The organism is Pseudomonas sp. LTJR-52 (assembly GCF_003691465.1).
In the GTDB taxonomy this organism is placed as follows: Bacteria; Pseudomonadota; Gammaproteobacteria; order Pseudomonadales; family Pseudomonadaceae; genus Chryseomonas; species Chryseomonas luteola.
Map to the genome: position 1 here is coordinate 3,450,170 of NZ_CP033105.1, position 21,782 is coordinate 3,471,951.

General features: G+C 56.1%; 16 protein-coding genes, 1 tRNA gene and 1 pseudogene. 8 read left to right on the forward strand and 10 right to left on the reverse strand.

The window, feature by feature from the left end; genetic code table 11:
* Nucleotides 1-120: 120 nt before the first annotated feature.
* Together EAW52_RS16130 and EAW52_RS16135 are read left to right on the forward strand one after the other, a co-directional pair.
* Complete coding sequence (locus EAW52_RS16130) at nucleotides 121-2,889, forward strand: ATP-binding protein (RefSeq protein WP_122043216.1); 2,769 nt, start codon at nucleotides 121-123, stop codon at nucleotides 2,887-2,889.
* Nucleotides 2,890-3,065: 176 nt separating this feature from the next.
* On the forward strand, nucleotides 3,066-5,321 hold the full coding sequence (locus EAW52_RS16135) for a bifunctional diguanylate cyclase/phosphodiesterase (protein ID WP_122043217.1): 2,256 nt from the start codon (nucleotides 3,066-3,068) through the stop codon (nucleotides 5,319-5,321).
* Here EAW52_RS16135 and dinB read toward each other — a convergent pair.
* Nucleotides 5,304-6,365 (reverse strand): DNA polymerase IV, encoded by a 1,062-nt coding sequence (gene dinB / locus EAW52_RS16140; protein ID WP_010797453.1) that lies wholly within the window; start codon nucleotides 6,363-6,365, stop codon nucleotides 5,304-5,306. The two genes, EAW52_RS16135 and dinB, sit on opposite strands and share 18 nt — an antisense overlap.
* Nucleotides 6,366-6,506: 141 nt before the next feature.
* Here dinB and EAW52_RS16145 point away from each other — a divergent pair, with 141 nt between their 5' ends.
* Nucleotides 6,507-6,746, forward strand: a complete 240-nt coding sequence (locus tag EAW52_RS16145; RefSeq protein WP_010797452.1) for a hypothetical protein — start codon at nucleotides 6,507-6,509, stop codon at nucleotides 6,744-6,746.
* A 3-nt stretch (nucleotides 6,747-6,749) separates the two neighbouring features.
* Here EAW52_RS16145 and EAW52_RS16150 read toward each other — a convergent pair whose 3' ends face one another.
* The 4 genes and pseudogenes from EAW52_RS16150 to EAW52_RS16160 form a co-directional block, all read right to left on the reverse strand.
* Nucleotides 6,750-7,058 carry a hypothetical protein gene (locus EAW52_RS16150; protein WP_010797451.1) on the reverse strand — a complete coding sequence of 103 codons (309 nt, stop codon included), beginning with the start codon at nucleotides 7,056-7,058 and terminating at the stop codon, nucleotides 6,750-6,752.
* 160 nt (nucleotides 7,059-7,218) lie between these two features.
* On the reverse strand, nucleotides 7,219-8,007 hold the full coding sequence (locus EAW52_RS26875; protein ID WP_372238925.1) for a methyl-accepting chemotaxis protein: 789 nt from the start codon (nucleotides 8,005-8,007) through the stop codon (nucleotides 7,219-7,221).
* Nucleotides 8,008-8,076: 69 nt separating this feature from the next.
* Nucleotides 8,077-9,108, reverse strand: a pseudogene (locus EAW52_RS26880) (cache domain-containing protein); the annotation flags it as partial.
* A gap of 281 nt (nucleotides 9,109-9,389) precedes the next feature.
* Nucleotides 9,390-9,680, reverse strand: coding sequence for a hypothetical protein (locus EAW52_RS16160; protein ID WP_122043219.1), 291 nt, complete (start codon nucleotides 9,678-9,680; stop codon nucleotides 9,390-9,392).
* Nucleotides 9,681-9,835: 155 nt separating this feature from the next.
* On the opposite strand from EAW52_RS16160, the gene EAW52_RS16165 reads away from it, so the two are divergent.
* From EAW52_RS16165 to EAW52_RS16180, 4 genes are all read left to right on the forward strand, one after another.
* Nucleotides 9,836-9,912: transfer RNA gene (locus tag EAW52_RS16165), tRNA-Met, on the forward strand.
* A 160-nt stretch (nucleotides 9,913-10,072) separates the two neighbouring features.
* A complete protein-coding gene (mprF, locus tag EAW52_RS16170) occupies nucleotides 10,073-12,736 on the forward strand; it encodes a bifunctional lysylphosphatidylglycerol flippase/synthetase MprF (protein ID WP_122043220.1) in 2,664 nt (887 codons plus the stop codon).
* Nucleotides 12,736-14,013 (forward strand): virulence factor family protein, encoded by a 1,278-nt coding sequence (locus EAW52_RS16175; protein ID WP_074828175.1) that lies wholly within the window; start codon nucleotides 12,736-12,738, stop codon nucleotides 14,011-14,013. The genes mprF and EAW52_RS16175 overlap by 1 nt, the downstream gene beginning before the upstream one ends.
* Before the next feature lie 107 nt (nucleotides 14,014-14,120).
* Nucleotides 14,121-14,426 (forward strand): hypothetical protein, encoded by a 306-nt coding sequence (locus EAW52_RS16180; RefSeq protein WP_122043221.1) that lies wholly within the window; start codon nucleotides 14,121-14,123, stop codon nucleotides 14,424-14,426.
* 54 nt (nucleotides 14,427-14,480) lie between these two features.
* On the opposite strand, the gene EAW52_RS16185 is transcribed toward EAW52_RS16180, so the two are convergent.
* From EAW52_RS16185 to EAW52_RS16205, 5 genes are all read right to left on the reverse strand, one after another.
* Complete coding sequence (locus EAW52_RS16185) at nucleotides 14,481-16,379, reverse strand: potassium transporter Kup (protein WP_122043222.1); 1,899 nt, start codon at nucleotides 16,377-16,379, stop codon at nucleotides 14,481-14,483.
* A gap of 165 nt (nucleotides 16,380-16,544) precedes the next feature.
* Nucleotides 16,545-17,456 carry an aldo/keto reductase gene (locus tag EAW52_RS16190; RefSeq protein WP_122043223.1) on the reverse strand — a complete coding sequence of 304 codons (912 nt, stop codon included), beginning with the start codon at nucleotides 17,454-17,456 and terminating at the stop codon, nucleotides 16,545-16,547.
* Nucleotides 17,457-17,561: 105 nt separating this feature from the next.
* Nucleotides 17,562-18,452 carry a metal ABC transporter substrate-binding protein gene (locus EAW52_RS16195; protein ID WP_122043224.1) on the reverse strand — a complete coding sequence of 297 codons (891 nt, stop codon included), beginning with the start codon at nucleotides 18,450-18,452 and terminating at the stop codon, nucleotides 17,562-17,564.
* A 13-nt stretch (nucleotides 18,453-18,465) separates the two neighbouring features.
* Nucleotides 18,466-19,335, reverse strand: a complete 870-nt coding sequence (locus EAW52_RS16200) for a metal ABC transporter permease (RefSeq protein ID WP_122043225.1) — start codon at nucleotides 19,333-19,335, stop codon at nucleotides 18,466-18,468.
* Nucleotides 19,332-20,078, reverse strand: a complete 747-nt coding sequence (locus EAW52_RS16205; protein WP_122043226.1) for a metal ABC transporter ATP-binding protein — start codon at nucleotides 20,076-20,078, stop codon at nucleotides 19,332-19,334. The genes EAW52_RS16200 and EAW52_RS16205 overlap by 4 nt, the downstream gene beginning before the upstream one ends.
* Nucleotides 20,079-20,428: 350 nt before the next feature.
* Between EAW52_RS16205 and rimO the strand changes: the two genes are divergently transcribed.
* On the forward strand, nucleotides 20,429-21,754 hold the full coding sequence (rimO, locus tag EAW52_RS16210) for a 30S ribosomal protein S12 methylthiotransferase RimO (protein ID WP_010797439.1): 1,326 nt from the start codon (nucleotides 20,429-20,431) through the stop codon (nucleotides 21,752-21,754).
* The last annotated feature ends 28 nt before the right edge of the window (nucleotides 21,755-21,782 follow it).

The following is a 21,782-nucleotide window of genomic DNA, read 5'->3' on the forward strand; positions in this document are numbered from 1 at the left end:
AGCATTTTCGGCCTGTTTGCTCCCGCGGAGAACCGTTTAGCGACCATCCGCCACAAAATCGTCCCGGCAATCGAAACAAGTGTTTTACACTTCCCCCATTGTTGCTCTGGAGACGGGTAAGTGCTGAACGAGTTGGGAATCAAGGGCCGCATCCTGCTGCTGAGCCTGCTACCGACGTGTGTCATGGCGATGGTGTTGGGCGGTTACTTCAGCTGGGTTCAGCTATCCGACATGCGGACGGTGCTGGAAGAGCGCGGCCAACTGATCGCCGAACAGCTTGGACCGCTGGCCGCGCCTGCCCTGCTCCGGGATGACCGGGTCCTGCTCCAGCGCATTGCCCAAGATGTACTTGATCAGGCCGATGTACGGGCTGTTGAGTTCATCAGTGCCGACCAGAAAATCCTGGCCCATGCTGGCCCTCGTATGACAATCGCCATTCGTAACGACGATGGCGAGACCGCCAGCCTGCGCAGCGGCCTGGATGTCACACACTTCCATCTACCCGTTCAGGCCCGGCATCTCAAGCTCATTACCGGTGAGGTCAACATGCCCAGCTCGCACCTGCTGGGCTGGATCGATATCGAGCTGTCTCACCACGCCACCCTCCTGCGCGGCTACCGCAATTTGGTGATCAGCCTCCTTTTGATCATCTTCGGTCTCTGCCTGACAGCCGTGGTAGCTGTCCGTATCGGTCGCAGCATCAATCATCCCCTGCGCATCATCAGCGATGGCGTAGGTCATCTCAAGGACGGTCAGCTGGAGACCCGCCTGCCCAAAGACCTTGGCAGTTACGAGCTGGATACCCTGGCGGACGGGATCAACCGTATGGCCGAAGCCATGCAGAACGCCCAGGAGGAAATGCAGAACAACATCGACCAAGCCACGGAAGATGTACGGCAAAACCTGGAAACCATCGAAATTCAGAACATCGAGCTGGATCTCGCCCGCAAGGAAGCCCTGGAAGCCAGCCGGATCAAGTCCGAATTCCTGGCCAATATGAGTCATGAGATCAGAACGCCCCTCAATGGCATCATTGGCTTTACCAATCTGCTGCAAAAAAGCGAGCTGACGCCCCGGCAGCAAGATTATCTCGGCACTATTCAGAACTCTGCTGAAAGCCTGCTGGGCATCATCAATGAGATCCTGGACTTCTCCAAGATCGAAGCCGGCAAGCTGGTTCTGGAAAGTATTCCCTTCAATCTGCGCGACATGATTCAGGACACCATGACCATTCTGGCGCCAGCTGCGCATGAAAAGCAGCTGGAACTGGTCAGCCTGATCTACCGTGACACTCCGGTCCATCTGGTAGGTGATCCCCAGCGCCTGCGGCAGGTGTTGACCAACCTGGTCAGCAACGCCATCAAGTTCACTCACGAAGGCACTATTGCTGTCCGCGCCATGGTGGAAGATGAAGATGATGACCATGCCCAGCTACGGATCAGTGTTCAGGACTCAGGCATTGGTCTCTCCGAGCAAGATCGAGACATGCTTTTTCAGGCCTTTACCCAGGCAGACAATTCACTCTCCCGACAGGCGGGGGGCACCGGCCTGGGTCTGGTCATCTCCAAACGTCTCGTCGAGCAAATGGGCGGCGAAATTGGACTGGAGAGCGAGCCCGAGGAAGGATCTGAGTTCTGGATCACCATCAACCTACCCAAATCGCGCAATCCGTTGGAAACCCATCGCCGACTGGCCTTTGCCGGCCGCCGCGTAGGCCTTGTGGAACCACACGAGCTGACACGCCAATCGCTACGCCATCAGCTGGAGGATTGCGGTTTGGATGTGGTCGAGTTCGAGACGCTTGAGCAGCTGACGGAAGCCGTTTCCAGGCAGCGGAAAAGCGAGGCCGCCATCACGCTGGCCGTGCTAGGGGTAAGCTCCAGCACCCTGCCACCTGATCTACTGACTGAGCGCGTCTGGCAGCTGGAGCGGCTGGACTGTAACTCGTTGATCTTCTGCCCCACGACCGATCAGTCCGTGTTCCATGCAGCCTTACCAGATGTGCATTGCCAATTGCAGGCCAAGCCTGCCTGCAGCCGTAAACTGGAACGCGCCGTCGGTGAGTTGCTCAATCAGCGGCCGACTCGTCCTGAAAATACTGCCCATACCCGAATTGACCGCGCACCTCGCCTGCTCTGTGTTGACGATAACCCCGCCAACCTGCTGCTGGTCGAAACGCTTCTTACCGACCTTGGCGCTGAGGTCACGGGTGTCGACAGTGGTTATGCCGCTGTCGAAGCGGCGCAGAGGGAGCGCTACGACCTTATCTTCATGGACGTACAGATGCCTGGCATGAATGGACGACAGGCCACTGAAGCGATTCGCGCCTGGGAGGTGGAAAGCGAACATCCGCCGGTACCTATCGTGGCATTGACTGCCCACGCCATGTCCAACGAGAAGCGGGCCCTGCTTCAGGCAGGCATGGATGATTACTTAACCAAGCCCATCAGTGATCGGCAGCTCGCCCAGGTGGTGCTCAAATGGACTGGTCTGCGCCTTCAGCAAAACGATACTCAGGAGATGAGCCCGCTGTCCTCTTCCGGGGCAGACATTGCCAATCTGGCCATATTGGATGAAGACGAAGGGCTGCGGCTGGCCGCAGGCAAGGCCGATCTGGCCAGTGACTTGTTGACCATGCTGCTCGCCTCGCTGGCAGCTGACCGGCAAGCCATCCGCTCGGCCCGAGAGAATGGTGACCGCATCGGTCTGATCGAGCGGATCCACCGCCTGCATGGCGCAACCCGCTACTGTGGAGTTCCTCAGTTACGAGCCGCGTGCTACCAGAGCGAGACACTGCTCAAACAAGGCGCCCCTACTTCATCGCCCATTTTGGATGAACTTGATGCCGCTATCGTGCAGCTTTCGACCATGTCCAAAACACCTATTTAACGGAGTGGTGCCAATAGGCCAACTCAGTGTTCAAGGTTTCACTCCTTTGTAAACACTATATAGTAGGCAGCTATCTTTTCGATAAACGGCGTCCATTCCGTGGCGCCATTATCGTGACACCTTAAATCCGGTATGCGATATTCGCCGCCGCTTAACTGTCAGACAGGCTATCTATAGTGATTCATCGGCTCCGACGTTTTTTATTGTTGGATGAATCCAGACAAACCCCAACACCTGACTTTATCTGGAAAACCAGCACGCTGCGTGTACTGGCGCTCAGCAGTATCGTGCTGGTTGCCCTTATTTTCATTCACTGTACTTATCAGGCACTAGAGGCCGGTCGCCCTTACGTCCTGATAATGGAAGCCGTCTTTCTTGGCGCCTTCTTCAGCCTCTTCGCTTTCAGATCACGCTCCTATCGGCTTAGCGGTACGGTCTTGATCTTCGTCCTATACGCACTCGGTCTGTGTAGCCTGTTCTTCGTCGACTACAAGCAGGCCAAGGCTGGCATCCTCATCATTTATGCCACACCGCTGCTGGCGCTGATCTTTTTCAACTGGCGCGTCTATCTGGTGCTGTGCGTCGCCAATCTGCTGCCTCTTTACCTCTTGTTGAGCGACACCCCCATACCTCATCTGTTTGGCATCAACCTGTCGTTGAGCTACACGCGCAACTACCTGCATTTGCTTCTGTTCATGCTGTTCAACGTGTGTATTCCGCTTGCCATTGCTCGTCTCATAACCACCTTGGCCAATGCACAGCGACACCAGCATCAGCTCAATCAGGCGCTTCAATACAGCCAGCAACTCTACAACGAGGTGTTTTCCCACCTCGGCGCATTTCTGCTCTGCCGAAGCGATGGACTGATCCTCAAACTCAATGACGAAGCGGCTGCCTTGCTGGGGCTGCCAGTGCGGGTAATCGAGAGTCAGGTTTATTTGGGCAATCTAGTACGCAATGAACAAGGTGAGCCGGTCAAGCTGGTTCCAGACGACTCCCTGCAGGAATGGCAGGTCCAGGGTAGAACTAAACCTCGCTGGCTCAATCTTCGTATCAGTCAGCCGACATCCAATCAGAATGTACTGGTAAAACTGCGTGACATTACCCATCTGCATACTTTGCAAAGCGAGCTGCGTAACTCCGAGCGCCTGAGCATTCTGGACCCGCTGGTAGGCGTACTGAACCGCAGCGGCGCCATCAAGCGACTGGAGCAGGCAACTGGCCAGGCGGGCTCGAAGCCACTGGCCGCGCTGACCATTCGCCTTCCTCACCTGACCTACATCAATACCAAGTATGGCCTGGACGTCGGCGATCAGTACCTGCAGGCCTTTGCGCACCACTTGAGTCGCTTGCCACGAAAGAATCTAGTAGCTCGCCTCAAGGGCGCCACGTTTCTGGTGGTTCTCACCGAGCTAGACAGCATCGAAATCGGCCTTGATCGGCTACATGAACTCAAGAGCAGCCTACCTCCGCATTTGCAGATCGACCGACATCTTATTGATGTGGCGCCTGATCTTGGAACCGCGTTCTATCCTCAGGATGCGACCAATGCGCTGCAATTGATCGAGCGTAGCAGTCATGCGCTCAAGAATCCCCATGGCGATACGCTGCTACCCACCTATGACTCCACCCTGGCGCAGCGCACGTTCGAGCGAACCGAGCTGTTGCTGGAGCTGAGAAAAGCCATCGAAACCCGCGCCCTTTTTCTTCACTATCAACCTCGGGTCGATGCTCAAGGCAACCTTCACAGTGTGGAAGCACTGGTACGCTGGACGGACCCCAACGGCCGTCCCGTTCCACCCGATCAGTTTGTCGCCATAGCCGAGGAAAGTGGACTGATCCATACGCTGGACGCCTATGTTCGCGATATGGCATGTGCCCAGATTGCACGCTGGAAACGCGACCTGGGTACCGCACCACTGGTGGCAGTCAATCTTTCCGCTCAGGAAGTCGCAACAGAAGGTCTGGCCGAAAAGTTTTCCGGCTGCCTGCAACGATACGGGCTGACCCCTCATGACCTGGAAATCGAAATCACTGAAAGCAGCCTGCTTCATGAAAACGAAACCACGCTGACCAACCTCAAGACCCTCGAAACCAGCGGCTATCGACTCACCATGGATGACTTTGGCACTGGCTATTCGTCACTCAGCCGCCTGACCCACTTGCCTATTTCGAGCCTGAAGATTGATCGATCCTTCCTGGCCGACGTTCCTGGCAGCGAGCGCCAGGAAACGCTGATCAAGACCTTGATCGCCCTGGCGCGCCTGATGGATCTAAAAGTCGTTGCCGAAGGGGTGGAAACCAATGAACAACTGGCGCTCCTGGATAGCCTGGGATGCGATCTCTACCAGGGTTACCTGTTCTCCCGTCCGGTCGATGCGTCCACGTTGACCGAGCGGTATTTGGCGCCCGGGTTACTCTTCAAAGAGTGACAATTGCCGAGCGCCCTCCCGCAGATCGATCAGTCTTACCCCTACGCCCAACAGGCGAACCGGCTTGCCTCCCCGCATGAAAGCCTGGGTCAAAAGCCGTCGATAACTATCGATATCCCGCCCAGCCCCGGCCTGCTCAAGGGTGGTTTGGGTAAAGTCGTGAAACTTGACCTTGACGAAAGGTTTTTCCGGCCGGTAATGGGTATCCAGTCGGCCAAGCCGCCCGGCCAGCTCTTCAAGCAAAGCGGGCAGCTGGGCCGTACAGGCCGCCAGATCAGGCAGGTCATGCTCGAAGGTGTTTTCAACACTGACCGACTGACGTCGGCTATCCACCTGGACCGATCGTTCGTCAATTCCCTGAGCCAGATTCCACAGCCGCTCGCCAAACAGACCAAACTCCTTGATCAATGCAAGGCGTCCCCACTCGAGCAACTGCTCGCACCGCTCGATCCCCAGGCGCGTCAGCTTTTCAGCCGTCACCTTGCCTACGCCATGCAACCGGGCAACAGGCAGAGTAGCCACAAACGCGGCCACTTCCGGTGGGGTAATAACAAACAGCCCGTTCGGCTTGCGCCAGTCGCTCGCAATCTTGGCCAGAAACTTGTTTGGCGCCACACCAGCTGAAACAGTGATATGAAGCTCTTCCCACACACGTCGGCGAATCTCCTGCGCAATTCGGGTTGCGCTGCCGGAAAAATGCGGACTGTCCGAAACGTCGAGATAGGCCTCATCCAGGGAAAGCGGTTCGATCAAGTCGGTAAAATCACGAAATATCGTATGGATCTGACGCGATACCGCCTTGTAGACATCAAAGCGCGGGCGCACAAAGATGATGTCGGGGCACAGCCGCTGGGCTTGATGGGAGGCCATTGCCGAACGCACCCCGTATGCGCGCGCCTCATAATTGCAGGTTGCGACCACGCCTCGCCGATCGGGAGTACCACCCACGGCGATTGGCCGGCCTACCAGGCGAGGGTCGTCACGCATCTCGACAGCGGCATAAAAACAGTCGCAATCGATATGGATGATTTTTCTCTGCGTCATACCCTCATGCTCGACAGGTTCGCTAACACCGCTGCGCCTGTATTATGCGCTATACGCCCTTACCCACCCAGCAGTTCTCCGAAACTTTAGCGGCCTCGCGACACTCGGAATTCTAGAACATTACGATAACCAGGAGCCGCCATGACTGATCGTACGGATAAACTCGACAAGTCCCATGACCATGATCAGGTCGCTAAACGCGACGAAGCTCATGCACAGCGCAAGCTACCCGAAGAGGCGGTAAGCGATCTGGAAAGTCCTGAGCCTGGCACTCATACCATCGATAAGGTCATCACTCCGGTATCGAACAAGGAGCTGGACAGCCAGGTCGGTGAGTTGAACCGTAAGCTGGACGAGGTCGAGAAAAAGCTGGATAAATAAACTTTACAATAGGCTGATAGTGTGGGCCCTGACCACCACCGTCTCCTGACGAAACCGGGTCTCGAGCGAGGCCCGGTACTGCTGCCACCACACCTGCTCCAGCGCGTCGGCCATCACCTCATAAATGATCAATTCATCCCGTACCGTATGGCTTTCGTCCTCCTGCCATAGTCCTTTCGCCGGTGCCTGGCTGAATGCCGTCAACCCGCCAAACTTTTCAACAAGCTCATTGCGCACCTCACTAAATAGCGTTTTAGGGAGATCGCGGCCATCGTTGTCATAAAGGGGCAGCAGCAATTGGATCAGGTACATGGTCAGCCTCTCGAATAGATGAATGTAGCGGCATAGAGCGTCTTGAAAGCTAAGACCATGAACGGTTTGAATCGGCACATATAAATAGCAGCGCCTCAATAGTCGAGGCGTCGCAATAACGATCAGAGACAGGCAAGGAAACCTGCCCGCTTCTCTATCGTTAGATTCTGAAGCTTGAAACGAGTTGATCGAGGCGATTGGCCTGTTGCTCCAGGGCATGGCAAGCGCCCAGGGTCGCGTTCAGGTTTTCCACGCCCTGCTGGTTGAGCGAGTTGATCTCGGTAATGTCGACATTAAGCGACTCCACCACCGCGCTTTGCTCTTCCGTAGCGGCCGCCACCGACTGGGTCATGCCATCGATATCGGTAATGCGCTCGGCTACCGAGCCCAACCGCTCGTTGGCCTTTTGCGCGATGGTCATGCTGTCCTCGCTGAAGCGCTGACTTTCGGTCATGGTGGAAACCGCTTCGCTCGCCCCGGTTTGCAGCTCCTGAATCATGCTCTGGATCTCTCGGGCCGAACTCTGGGTACGATGTGCCAGACCACGCACCTCGTCCGCTACCACCGCAAAACCACGCCCAGCATCGCCTGCCCGTGCAGCTTCGATCGCAGCGTTGAGCGCCAGCAGGTTGGTCTGCTCGGAAATGCCCTGGATCACTTCCAGGATATGTCCGATGCGGGTGGTCTTCTGGTTCAGCTCATCGATACGGCCGCAGGAGGCGCTGATGTTGGCGGACAGGGTTTCCATTGCCGTCAGGGTCTGGCCCAGTACGCGGCGACCCTCCTCGGCCTGCTGCCGGGCACTGGTAGCCTGTACGGACGCATCGGCAGCGTTGCGGGCGATCTCCTGTGTGGCGGCCCCCAGCTGGTTGATAGCTGCCGCCACGCTTCCAGTACGTCCGGCCTGATTGTCCGAGTTGTGCAGCGAGGAGTTGGAGGCCGCCAGCACCTGACGGGAGACCTCGTTGAGCTGGCGGGTACTGGCCGATACTTCGCTGATCGAGCCATGGATACGCTCGACAAAGCGGTTGAAGGCAGCGGCCAGCACACCAAACTCGTCTTGGCTATTGATGGCCAGACGCCGGGTCAGGTCGCCCTCTCCTTGTGCAATATCCTGCATCGCCTGGCTCATAGTCGTGAGCGGACGCATCAGTACACGAATCAGCACGCCCAGGAGCAGCATGATCAGCACAACGCCAATCACCATGGCGAGCACGGCCGAGGTTCTGAACTCCTTGAGCGGGGCGTAGGCTTTCTCTTCATCAACCATCAGGCCCAGGTACCAGTTGACCGATGGCAGACCGGTGACCGGCTTGAAGACCATAAGCTGAGGCTTGCCGTCCAGCTCGACCCGCTTGAGCGCGCCATCCAGTGCAGGCGCACCGGCGGGAAACAGCTCAGCGAGGCTTTTCATCACCTCCTCTTTTCTGGGGCTGACCAGTACCTTGCCTTCGCTATTCACCAGAATTGCATGACCGATACCGCCCAGGTCGAGCGAATTGACGATACCCACCATCGTCTGCAGACTCAGATCGCCTCCCAGAACACCCGCCAAGGCGCCGTTCTTCATGACAGGCGTAGCCAGCGTCATGACCAGCTTTCCATTACCTACATCAACATAAGGCTCCGTCAACAAGGAGCGGCCCTGCGACTGAGCGGCAACATACCAATCACGGGTACGGGGATCGTAACCGGCAGGCATTTCATCGTAAGGACGGATGGAAAACTGACCATCGGTATGTCCCAGATAGGTGAACTCGAAGCTGGAGAGATAGGCCTTCTGCTCAAGGATGGAAAACACTCCTTCAGGAGAGGTATTGCTCTGGATAGCCTGGGCTTCACCTTCAAGCAGAGTGATTCGCCCATTGAGCCAGTTAACGATATTTGCTGATGCACTGGTGCCCAGCTCGTCCAGGCGGGACGACAGGTCCTGCGTAATCGTCTTTCGCTGCAGGTAATCGTTATAGCTCATGAATAATGAGAAGGCGACGATCAGCATAATAGAGGCCGTCGCCAATATCTTATGGCTAAATTTCAAACGTTGGAGCATAGCGCAGCCTCTGGACAACAATTTCGGCAAGCCGTTGAAATGGCATGAAGGTCCAGATCTTATCGACCGTTATCGTGATAACTTTAATGGTAAAAAGGTTACCAAATGCGCCTATGCTTTAGAGCAGAGGTAAGCCCTGGCGGCCGACAGCGACGTTGAAACCGCCAGGGAGACACTGGAATAACCAGAGCCTATTCAAATGACCACCTTAGCAATGCAAAAAATCCTTTTTTGGCCGCCGTTCATCGCGCTCGTCCAGGCAACGGGATACAGGCCTCATTTCAGTTGTTCAGCGGCTGCTTGCGATCAAGCTCCATATCGCTGTCGATTTTTTGCCGTTCTCGAGCGAGCGGATCGCTTCGAGTAGCTCCTTGATTGACCCTGTTTTCCGGCAGCTCAACGCCCCGCTGGTTTTGCTCGGCCTCCTGCGCATCTGGTGAAATAACTTCGACATGCTGTGGATCATGCTCGGTGTCCTGAGGGGTACGGCCTGATTCAGCCGTTTGGGCCATGGCTAGCGGTGACAGTAAAGCCAGTGCCATAGAGGTATTTATCAGCCATTGCGGTTTCATTTCGGCACTCCGATGAAGGGATACCCTCTTTAGGCAATGCGCTACCTATAAAGGTGCATTCATAAGTCCTCGTGATAAGGCTTTCAGCAAATCATTGTCAGCATTGAATTTTTTGTTGACATCATTTTTTAAACCCGTATACTGGCCACATCAGAAGCGGGGTGGAGCAGTCTGGTAGCTCGTCGGGCTCATAACCCGAAGGTCGTAGGTTCAAATCCTGCCCCCGCAACCAAATTTAAAAAGCCACTCAATCGAGTGGCTTTTTTGTTTGTGTCGAATTTTTATTCCTTTTAGCCTTCAATATTCAAAGAGTTTCCATTTTTTTGATACATGGGGCTTGGCAAAAGTCTGTATGTGACTAATCTGACGCGCAGTTTCCCTGAGGGGCTTTCATGAGCGCCAACGATCCTGTAAACAAATCTGCTGTTTCTTCATCCGATTCTTCGTCTTCATCTTCACCTTCTTCTCCTCCGCAAGCATTGCCTTGGCGCCTGCTAGAGCGCATTACGGCCTATAAAGAACCTCTTGAGCTGGGCCTAACACTGTTCCTGTTTGGCGTCGCCCTGCTTGTGTGCTGGCATCTGGTCAGCAGTATTGATCTACCCTCTCTCCACACTGCACTGCTGGGTATCCCCTCGCACGCTATTATGGGGGCCGTCACGGCAACGGCTGTGGGCTTTCTCATTCTGCTTGGCTACGAATGGTCTGCCAGTCGCTTCGCCGGCGTTCATCTACCAGGCAAGACCCTGGCGCTGGGTGGACTTACCGCCTTCGCCATTGGTAATGCAGTTGGCCTGTCCATGCTGTCTGGCGGCTCGGTTCGTTATCGTCTCTATGCCCGCCAAGGCCTGAGCGCCATTGAAGTGGCCCAGATGACTTTTTTTGCCAGCCTGTCGCTGGGAACGGCACTGCCCCCTCTGGCTGCGGTTGCAGCATTAAGTGATTTGCCTTCGGCCTCCACAGCCCTGCGTCTTTCACCTACTCTGGTAGCTGGCATTGCGATTGCCATTCTCTCGATCTATGCCATAGGCATTGTATTCCTTCGCAAGCGAGCCCTGGACGAGCAGCCTTCGCCTGATAGTCGCCTGTTCCGCCTGGGCCGTAAGACCCTGCGCTTACCCACCTTCAAGCTAAGCGCCCTGCAGTTGGTGATCACAGCCCTGGACGTCATGGCTGCCGCCACAGTGCTGTATCTATTACTGCCCGAGGCACCACCGCTGGGTGCATTCATGCTGGTGTACCTGCTGGCACTCGCAGCAGGCGTCCTTAGTCATGTTCCGGGCGGCGTTGGGGTATTTGAAGCCGTTCTGCTAGCCGCTTTTTCGGACAAGATCGGGACAGCTCCCCTGGCAGCGGCCCTGCTGCTGTACCGGATCATTTATGTATTGCTTCCCCTGGTCATCGCTTGCCTTGTCCTGCTGCTGACCGAGGGAAAGCGCTTTCTATCTGGCAGCTCGGCCATCCGCGTTGCCTCTGGCCTTGCAGCCCCCGTTCTGTCAGTCCTGGTATTTTTCTCAGGGGTCGTACTGCTCTTTTCAGGCGTTACGCCAGAGATCGATACGCGTCTGAAGGGTATCGGATTCCTGCTGCCACAGCGTCTTATTGAAGCCTCGCATCTGGGAGCCAGTCTGATCGGAGTGGTCTGCCTACTCTTGGCTCAAGGCCTGCGGCGGCGGCTCTCGGCCGCCTGGGTACTGACCCTGGTGCTGCTGCTGGTAGGCTCCCTGCTTTCTCTACTGAAGGGCTTTGACTGGGAGGAAGCATCGATTCTGGCGATTACGGCTGCCCTCCTGGCTACGTTCCGCCGCTCCTTCTACCGCCGGAGCCGCCTGCTAGAGCTGCCCTTTTCACCCCTGTACGTCGTTGCAAGCCTGTGCGTCGTGGCGGCATCTATCTGGTTGCTCCTGTTTGTTTACCAGGATGCGTCCTACGACAACCAGCTCTGGTGGCAATTTACGCTGGAGGAAGGCGCCCCGCGAGGTGCACGAGCAGCCATGGGCAGCGTGGTGCTACTACTGGCCCTGTCACTCGGCTGGCTCTTGCGGGCTGCACCGCCAGAAATTACGCTGCCTACCACAGAAGATCTGCAAAAGGCATTGGACGCCGTCAAAGCATCTGAGCAGCCTGATGGCGGCTTGGCCATGACAGGCGACAAGGCCTTGCTGTTTCATGAAACGGAAAATGCTTTCCTGATGTATGGCCGTCGTGGCCGTAGCATGATCGCCCTGTTTGATCCCATCGGCTCCGCTCAGACACGAGCCGAGTTGATCTGGAAATTCCGCGATCTGTGCGACATGCACCATGCACGACCTGTGTTCTATCAGGTTCGTGCCGAGAACCTGCCTTTCTACATGGACATCGGTCTCACCGCGCTGAAGTTGGGTGAGGAAGCCCGCGTCAATCTCAAGACATTCGATCTGGACAGCAAGGGTAAGAAAGACCTGCGCTACACCTGGAACCGAGGCCAGCGGGATGGGCTGCTCATCGAGTTCCATGAGCCGGGTCAGGCACCTCTCGAAGAGCTAAAAGTTATCTCCGATATCTGGCTGGAGAGTAAACATGTCCGCGAGAAGGGCTTTTCGCTTGGCCGTTTTGACCCGGAGTACTTGCAGCACTTCCGCATTGCCGTCGTCCGGTTTCAGGGGAAGGCGGTAGCGTTTGCTAATCTTCTGGAAACCGATCGGCCTGAGTTGGCCAGTATCGACCTGATGCGAGTTACAGCTGATGCGCCCAAACTGACCATGGAATTCCTCATGCTCGGCCTTATCCTGCACTTCAAGGAGCGAGGCCTGGAACGCTTCAGCTTGGGGATGGTGCCATTGGCGGGACTGCATCCACGCCGTGGTGCTCCTCTGACCCAGCGTCTAGGGGCTATGGTGTTCCGACGTGGTGAGCAGTTCTATAACTTTCAGGGCCTGAGACGGTTCAAAGATAAGTTCGATCCGGAATGGGAGCCTCGCTATCTGGCCGTTCCAGCAGGACTTGATCCCTTGGTCGCCTTGGCTGACACCGCTGCGTTGATCGCGGGCGGTATTACAGGACTGGTAAAACGTTGATGACTAGACGTAAACGCGGGTTGCTTTTTCTTCTGTTGATCATTGTCATTGCCGCAGCGGCACTGTGGTGGTGGTTTCATCGCTGGCCCAGTACCGCCAGCCTTGAGGTGCGCGTACAAGCCGATCAGAATGTCGTAACCGTCGCAAGGCCTGCCGGCAAGCCACTGGCCCGAGTCGTTGTTGCGAACCCTGCTGAACAGCAGCTATCCGATGCTGACCTGCTAACCCTGGCCAAAAACACCAAGGCCATGCTGGTCCAGTATGAGCTGCCCGAGAGCAAGGCATGTGCCGCGCAACGCGCCAGCCTGGAAGACGCCATCAGCCATCTTGGCGGAGCACCCACCATGGTGGCAGGCATCGATGCGGGTGGATCATTGGCCTGGCGCTGGCTGGCCGGGCAACAGGATGACAAGGTCAGCGCCCTGTCGGTCGGTACAAAGCTCGACGAGCCCGACTGCTCTGATCCGCTGCCGCAGAAAGCCGAACACGGTAAATGGCATCTGGCCTGGAACGATAACCCAGGCGATGAAACTGCTCGTTTTGTTCGCGGCCAGGATAATGCCGATACCACTATCAGTGATTACGGCACACCGCTGGTTACGCTTTTACGTACTCAGCTTCAACGTCAGCTGCTCGGCCAGGGTGGCGATGTCCCTGTTGTAGAAGTCCCGGCTGAAGAGCCGGCTGCGCACAAGGATACAGTGACGTTTTTTTATTCTGGCGATGGTGGCTGGCGTGATCTTGACCGTGATTCGGCACAGACCATGGCAGAAAACGGGTGGCCAGTTGTAGGTATCGATACCTTGCGCTATTTCTGGGAACACAAAAGCCCGGAACAGGTAGCGACAGACTTGTCCCATCTGATGCAGACATACCGTGAGCGTTGGGGCGCGAAACGCTTCGTCCTGGCCGGCTACTCATTTGGCGCGGATCTGCTTCCGGCGGTCTATAACCGTTTACCTGCAACAGATCAGGAACAAGTATCGGCCATGGTGCTGCTGGCCTTTGCCCGTAGCGGTGATTTTGAAATCCAGGTTGAGGGCTGGCTGGGCAAGGCTGGTGACGAGATGCAAACCGGACCGGAGATGGTCAAGGTGCCTGCCAGCAAGATCTACTGCATTTACGGTGCGGAAGAAAAGGACGAGAGCGGTTGCACGCAGCCTGGAGCCAATTTCGAAAAGCTTGAGTTACCCGGTGGTCACCATTTCGATAATGACTACGACAAGCTTGCACGCCACATGATAAACGCCATCGAGGCTCGTACACGCACACCGTAACCAGGACGCCCAGCCGATGGATAACCTCCGCGGCTGGAGACGAATGGCTGGAAAGAACGCGTGCGATCAATAGTCTACCGGCTCTCAACCTTTGAACGAGGACGCCCATGACCACTCCCCTTTCGCTAGATGCTGCTGAAAAACTGGTTGTAGATGCTTTTACTCCGCTGGGCTGTGTTATTTCAGCCAACCCCCAGGCTGACAGCTTTGGCTTCAGCGTAATCGGGCAAGAAGGAGAGGAGGTCTTGGCAGTCCCTGAGGTGACTGCTGCACAGTACAGCGATCCGCTGCAGCTTAAAGGCTTTATCGAGAATGTTCGGCAAGAGCTTTCCCAGCAGGGTCAATCGCTGGACCCATGGGAGATGCCGTTCATTACCGACCCGGATGCCCTGCCTCCACCTGTATTCAACTGATCCCAATAAAAAAGCCGCCCCAAGGCGGCTTTTTTACATCTGCAGACTTGGCCGCTAGATCTCGATCTGAGTACCCAGCTCGATTACCCGGTTAACCGGCAGATTGAAGAAACGCAGGCTGCCGCTGGCATTCTTCATAAGGAAGGCAAATAGATTCTCTCGCCAGCGAGCCATTCCCAAACGATTATTCGAGGCAATGACCGTTTCACGGCTAAGGAAGTACGTCGTCCGCATGGGCGTGAAGTCGAGGTCCTCCAGGTGACACAGTGCGAGCGCAGCCGGCACGTCGGGCTCGTCCATAAAGCCGTAATGCAAGAGAACACGGTAGAACCCATCCCCGTAGCTGTCCACCTCAAAACGGCGACTGACGGGAACCCGCGGCGTATCTTCATAGATAACAGTCAGTAGCACTACCTGCTCATGCAGTACCTGATTGTGCAGCATGTTATGAAGCAAAGCGTGTGGAACGGCATCCTGTCGAGCCGTTAGAAAGACAGCTGTCCCCTTGGCACGGAAAGGCGGATTGGAACGGATGCTGCCGATAAAGATCGGTAGCGGTAGTGCCCCTTCATCCAGCCGTTCAGCCAGAATCTGCCGACCACGCTTCCATGTGGTCATCAACGTGAACAGGATGATGCCCGCAATGACAGGAAATGCACCGCCTGCCACGATTTTTGGAACATTGGCTGCAAAATACAGCGAGTCGACAATGAAGAATCCAATGAGCATCGGAATGGCAAACCAGCGAGGCCATTTCCATAGCAGCAGCGCTACCGAGGACACCAGGCAGGTCGTGATCAGCATCGTTCCCGTGACGGCGATGCCGTAGGCCTCGGCCAGGTTGCCAGAAGATTCGAACCCGATAATCAACAGGATAACGCCTGTCAAAAGGGCCCAGTTCATGGCAGGAATATAAATCTGGCCCTGTTCATGACTTGAGGTATGCAGGATTTGCATACGCGGTACATACCCCAGCTGGATTGCCTGACGGGTAATGGAGAACGCACCTGAGATGACTGCCTGTGAGGCAATGACCGTGGCAAAAGTCGCCAGGACAACCATTGGGATTAACGCCCATTCAGGTGCGAGCAGGTAGAAAGGATTGCGTACGGACTCTGGGTCGATCAGAACCAGGGCACCTTGTCCGTAGTAATTGAGCACCAATCCGGGCAGCACCAGGAAGAGCCAGGCGCGCGCGACAGGTTTGCGGCCGAAGTGGCCCATGTCGGCATACAGCGCCTCAGCCCCTGTCAGCGCCAGCACAACAGCGCCTAGAATAGCGATGCCAAGTCCGGGGTGTACGATGAAAAAGTTAAATGCCCACCATGGGTTCAAAGCCTTGAGGACTTCAGGCGCCTGCAGAATGCCATAAATACCCAATGCGCCTAGCACGGTGAACCAGAGGACCATAACCGGACCGAACAGCTTGCCAATCTTGGCAGTACCGCCCCGCTGTAACATGAAGAGTCCGACCAGGATAACGATTGCCGCTGGCACCACAATATGATCAAGCCCAGAAAAGGCTACTTCCAGGCCTTCTACAGCAGACAGTACCGAAATGGCCGGTGTAATCATGCTTTCGCCGTAAAACAGCGAGGCACCAAATAACCCCAGCAGCACCAACACCATTTGCAATTTTGGAAACGGTGCGGACGCCCGCCTTGCCAATGCAGTCAAGGCCATGATGCCGCCCTCGCCCTGGTTATCCGCCCTCAGAACAAAAAAGACATACTTGATCGTCACGACCCAGATCAACGACCAGAAGATCAGGGACAGGATACCCAGAACGCTATCGTGGGTAGGCACCAGGCCATACGTAGGAGAAAATACCTCCTTGAGGGTATATAGCGGGCTGGTACCAATATCGCCATAGACGATACCCGCGGCCGCGATGGCCATACCTATGGCCGAGGCTCCCTTTTCACCATGGGCCTGGGAAGCAGCTTGACTCATGCAAGACTCCGGGTTTATCGAAACGGGCGCATCCTGCTCCGATGTGGCGGCAGGATCAAGTACGGATTGCCAAGAATATGTGTGCACAACGCAACCAAGGCATGGTTATTACCCTACTCGGCGTATTGAATCCTGCTTAAAAGTGTCCAGCGATTACCTAACACTTTACTGGAAATATTCCGCGATGCGCTTGCGCATGGACTCATCGGGCAGCTCACCAGTTCCAGCCAGTGCATTTTCCGCCATATGGGCCGGGTTTGAAGTAGCCGGAATAATGCAGGTAACTGCAGGATGCGAAATTGAGTACTTGATCATCAGCTGCGCCCAGGAAGCACAGCCGATATCGGACGCGAATGCTGGAAGCTGCTTGCCTGCTACCTGGTTGAACAGACGGCCGTCCAGGAACGGGCGATTGATCATGACCGCCACCCCCTTGTCCTGACACAGAGGCAAGAGCCTTTCTTCGGCTTTGGTATCTTGGGGATTGAGGTTGATCTGAATGAAGTCCATCGGCTCCGAAGCGACCAGGTCCATCATCTGATCCTGAGCCATTTCTGAGTGATGGGTAATCCCTACATATCGAATCATTTTCTGCTGCTTCATCTCTCGTAGCAACGGGAGCAGCGTCTTGTAATTGATCATGCTATGCACTTGCAGCAGATCAATAGGAGCGCCCTTGAGGTCCGCCATTTCCTGCTGGATCTCTTCGATACTGCTCTCGCGCCCTTCTACCTTGGTAGCCAGAAACGCCTTTTCAGCACGTCCCTGCTGCGCCAGCAACGTACCAATGACACCCTGGGATTTCTCGTAACTCGGCGCCGTATCGATAACAGTGCCTCCCGCCTGAAATAGACGGTCAAGCACGTCAGCCAACGGCTTTAAGGCTTGTGGAGTGCTTTCGACATTGAAGGAATCGGCGGTTCCAAGGCCAATGACAGGGAGTTGCTCGCCGGTAGAGGGAATCTGCCGCCTCAGCATGCCAGCCTGTGCAAGCACAAGACGAGGCAAAATGGCTTCCATGAGCAGCGCCGACGAGGCGCACAGAGAATATTGCATGAAGCGGCGGCGAGTCGTCATTGTTTTCTCCGGATTCAAGCAAGAGCCGTCCTAAAGGGACGGCTCTTGTGATTCAGGAGTTCCATCTGCCACGCCTTGTTACGTGGCTGAATGAAACGAAGCCCGTTACTCACCTTTCATGGCTGCAACCATCTTATTGACGTTGTAACGGAACATCTTCAGGTAGGTAGGCGCAGGCCCGTCCGCCTTGGACAGCGACTCGACATATAACTCGCCACCGGCACGAGCCCCGGTTGCCTGGGCAATCTGCTGCACCAGACGCGGATCGTTCGAGTTCTCGATGAAATAAGCCGTGATGTGCTCCTCCTTGATCTGACGGATCAGATTGGCCACTTTTTGGGCAGACGCCTCAGATTCGGTAGAAAGATCCAGGGGAGACAGGAATGTCACACCGTATTCATCACCGAAATAGCCAAACGCGTTATGGGAGGTAAGCACCTTACGCTGCGCCTTCGGCACGGCTTCGATCTGCTGCTTGGTATACGCATCCAGCGCCTTTAGCTGATCGATGTAGCGTTGACCATTGGCTTCGTATTGATCAGCGCCTTCGGGGTCTATGCGCTTGAGGGCCTTGATGATGTTTTGAACATAAACAATACCGTTGGCAGCGCTGTTCCAGCTGTGGGGATCTACTACAGTCTTGCCGTTCTTCTGCCGCATACGGGTCTTGATACCGTCCGACAGCTCGACAGAGGTACCGTTATACCCTGATGCCTGGATCAGACGATCCATCCAGCCTTCTAGATGAAGTCCATTGATAAATACCACATCGGCGGCCTTGAGCGCTTTGGCATCGTCAGGCGTCGGCTCATACGCATGAGGATCGCCGTTGGGCCCGATCAATGAAATGACATGAACCCGCTCGCCTCCTACCTGGTGAACCATATCGGCCAGGATCGTGAATGACGCAACGGCTTCTACCGGCTTGGCTTGGGCAAAAGTGGAAAGCGCTGACAACAGCAAGGCAGCAGCCCCGCTCCACAACGTGAGACGCATGACATGACTCCTTTCAACGGGATAGGTGGGGTTTAGGGAAGAAACGGCGAACGACGCCCAGAGGGCTGAAAATTAACGAGAAGATGTAAAGCGTACTGGCCGTCAGAACAATGGACGGACCCGAGGCCACGCCCAGGTGGTACGAAACAACCAAGCCGATAAAGCCGGACAGTATGGCAACCAGACTCGCTACCAGCATCAGTCCAGGCAACGAGCGAGCCCAGAAGCGCGCTACGGTGGCGGGCAACATCATCAGGCCGACCGCCATAAGTGTTCCAAGCGCCTGAAAGCCTGCGACCAGGTTGAGCACGACCAGCAGCAGAAACAGGAAGTGATAAAGCGAGCCCTTGCCACCTACGGCCCGCAGGAATCCAGGATCGAAACACTCAAGCACCAGCGGACGATAGATAATGGCCAGCAGGAGAAGCGTCACAGAGGCGATGCCGCCCACGAGATAGAGCGCTGCATCATCAATTGCCAGGATCGTACCGAACAGGACGTGCAAGAGGTCGATATTCGAGCCTCTTAGCGAGACGATCAAGACACCCGCGGCGAGAGAAGTCAGGTAGAAACTCGCAAAACTGGCATCTTCACGCTGCGAAGTAAAACGACTGACCAACCCAGACAACAGGGCTACGGCCAAGCCGGCTACCAACCCACCCAGGCCCATGGCTGGCAAGGAAAGCCCAGCGACCAGAAAACCGATAGCAGCCCCCGGCAGGACCGCATGACTCATGGCGTCCCCTACCAGACTCATGCGCCTGAGCATGAGCAATACACCGACCGGACCTGAGCCCAGCCCTAGCGCCATGCAGGCGACCAAGGCGCGACGCATGAATCCGAACTCGATAAACGGCTCGAACAAGGCGTGATACAACATCATGCGCGGCGCCTCTCATCACAGACGTCGGCCTGTTCATCCCAGTCCTCAGCCATATTCCGGGCACGCCGCAGGTTCTCCTGGGTCAGCACAGTACGGGTGTCACCCCAGGCAATGGCTTCACGAGCCAACAGTAAGGTGCGGGGAAAATGCTGCTTTACCTGCTCAAGATCATGCAGAACAGCGATGACGGTGCGCCCCTCACCATGCCAGCGCCGGACCAGATCAAGCAGATCGCGGGTCGTGCGTGCATCGATGGCATTGAACGGCTCATCCAGAAGGATGACTGACGCATCCTGCAGTAGGAGCCGTGCGAACAGTACGCGCTGGAACTGGCCTGCCGACAGGGAACCGATCAGGCGGTGCCCAAAACCTTCCAGCCCGACGGCAATCAGCGCCTCATGGGCTTGCTGCAGCTGGCCCCGGCTCATTCCACCTAATATGCCGATACGTCTCCAGGCGCCCATGGCAACCGTGTCGAGAACCGTCAGCGGAAAGGTTCGGTCAATTTCAGCCGCTTGGGGCAGATAGCCGATGGCCGAGGCAGACAAGGCCTTTCGGTCGACGCCGCCCCCTACTGGTCGCAGCATGCCGACCATGGCCTTAATCAGAGTCGACTTGCCTGCGCCGTTAGGGCCCACAATAGCGGTGAGGCTGCCCGCTTCAAAGCAACCCGACACATGATGTACGGCGGGATGACGCTCGTAGGCAACCGTTAAGTCATTTAATGAAATACAGGCACTCATGGGATGGATACCGCCCAGTGGATAGCAGCCCATAGCAGTAGAAGCAGCACGATCGACACCCCTAAACGGGCCCAGGCAGACTGGGTCAGAAAGGACGTCTTAAACGTAAGGGAAGAATTCGATGACATATAAACCACCTCGTTATTGTTACTTTATAACATAATAAACGCCCTATCACTAGTTATGCCTGTCTAGCGGTTCAGCCTCGGGCAAGCCAAACCCGATAACTGACGAAGCGCAGGTTAATCCGAGTAAAAGCGCCAAATGCCTCTTCTCAGTCCGGGCGCGCACCGCTAAAATCGCGCGTTTTTTGATCATCAGCGCGTTCTGCGCACCTCCTGAGGTTAGCCATGTCCACCCCCGCCACGCCCAAAGTCGGCTTTGTCAGCCTCGGCTGCCCTAAAGCTCTGGTCGACTCCGAACGCATCCTGACCCAGCTTCGCATGGAAGGTTACGAGGTTGTTCCCACGTACGAGGACGCCGACGTGGTGGTGGTCAATACCTGTGGTTTCATTGACAGCGCCAAGGCCGAGTCTCTGGAAGTGATCGGCGAAGCCCTGGCTGAAAATGGCCGGGTCATCGTGACCGGCTGCATGGGGGTGGAAGAATCTGCGATTCGTGATGTACATCCGAGCGTACTGGCGGTAACGGGTCCGCAGCAGTATGAGCAAGTGGTGACCGCAGTCCATGAGGTAGTGCCGCCAAAGCGCGAGCATAATCCGTTGGTCGACCTGGTACCGCCGCAGGGCATCAAGCTCACCCCCCGCCACTACGCCTATCTCAAGATTTCCGAAGGCTGCAACCATCGCTGCAGCTTTTGCATCATCCCGTCCATGCGTGGCGATTTGGTCAGCCGCCCGATCGGCGATGTGCTCGATGAGGCTCAGCGTTTGGTCAAGGCCGGAGTCAAGGAGCTGTTGGTCATCTCCCAGGACACCAGTGCATATGGCGTCGACCTCAAGTACCGTACCGGCTTTTGGAATGGCCAGCCGGTCAAGACTCGCATGCTGGAACTATGCGAGGCGTTGAGCAGCATGGGCGTCTGGGTACGTATGCACTACGTCTACCCCTACCCGAACGTGGACGACATCATTCCGCTGATGGCCGAGGGCAAGATCCTGCCCTACCTGGATATCCCCTTCCAGCATGCCAGCCCCAAAGTTCTCAAGGCCATGAAGCGTCCTGCCTTCGAGGACCGCACCCTGGCCCGTATCAAGAAGTGGCGTGAGATCTGTCCGGAACTGACCATTCGCTCCACATTCATTGTGGGCTTCCCTGGTGAGACGGAGGAAGATTTCCAGTACCTGCTGAACTGGCTGACCGAAGCTCAGTTGGATCGTGTGGGCTGCTTCCAGTATTCCCCTGTGGAAGGCGCACCGGCCAATGAGTTGGAAGGTGCCGTACCGGATGACGTGAAGCAGGATCGCTGGGAGCGCTTCATGGCGCATCAGCAGGCCATTTCTGCGGCTCGCCTGCAATTGAAGGTTGGAAAGGATATTGAAGTATTGATCGACGAAGTCGACGAACAAGGCGCCATTGGCCGCTCATATGCCGATGCCCCGGAGATCGACGGCAATGTGTATGTCAATAGCGAACACGACCTGAAGCCAGGCGACAAGGTATGGGTACGCGTAACCGACGCAGACGAATACGACCTGTGGGCCGAGACGCTGTAACGCAGCCATAACCCCGAAAAGCCCTGCG

Bases quoted from the DNA above. Each gene is read 5' to 3' on its own strand.
- EAW52_RS16150 (WP_010797451.1), bottom strand. From the start codon at position 7,058: ATGTACCTGATCCAATTGCTGCTGCCCCTTTATGACAACGATGGCCGC.
- EAW52_RS16185 (WP_122043222.1), bottom strand. From the start codon at position 16,379: ATGAGTCAAGCTGCTTCCCAGGCCCATGGTGAAAAGGGAGCCTCGGCC.
- rimO (WP_010797439.1), top strand. From the start codon at position 20,429: ATGTCCACCCCCGCCACGCCCAAAGTCGGCTTTGTCAGCCTCGGCTGC.
- EAW52_RS16195 (WP_122043224.1), bottom strand. From the start codon at position 18,452: ATGCGTCTCACGTTGTGGAGCGGGGCTGCTGCCTTGCTGTTGTCAGCG.
- EAW52_RS16145 (WP_010797452.1), top strand. From the start codon at position 6,507: ATGACTGATCGTACGGATAAACTCGACAAGTCCCATGACCATGATCAG.
- EAW52_RS16160 (WP_122043219.1), bottom strand. From the start codon at position 9,680: ATGAAACCGCAATGGCTGATAAATACCTCTATGGCACTGGCTTTACTG.
- EAW52_RS16205 (WP_122043226.1), bottom strand. From the start codon at position 20,078: ATGAGTGCCTGTATTTCATTAAATGACTTAACGGTTGCCTACGAGCGT.
- EAW52_RS16180 (WP_122043221.1), top strand. From the start codon at position 14,121: ATGACCACTCCCCTTTCGCTAGATGCTGCTGAAAAACTGGTTGTAGAT.
- EAW52_RS16175 (WP_074828175.1), top strand. From the start codon at position 12,736: ATGACTAGACGTAAACGCGGGTTGCTTTTTCTTCTGTTGATCATTGTC.
- EAW52_RS16200 (WP_122043225.1), bottom strand. From the start codon at position 19,335: ATGATGTTGTATCACGCCTTGTTCGAGCCGTTTATCGAGTTCGGATTC.
- mprF (WP_122043220.1), top strand. From the start codon at position 10,073: ATGAGCGCCAACGATCCTGTAAACAAATCTGCTGTTTCTTCATCCGAT.
- dinB (WP_010797453.1), bottom strand. From the start codon at position 6,365: ATGACGCAGAGAAAAATCATCCATATCGATTGCGACTGTTTTTATGCC.
- EAW52_RS16190 (WP_122043223.1), bottom strand. From the start codon at position 17,456: ATGACGACTCGCCGCCGCTTCATGCAATATTCTCTGTGCGCCTCGTCG.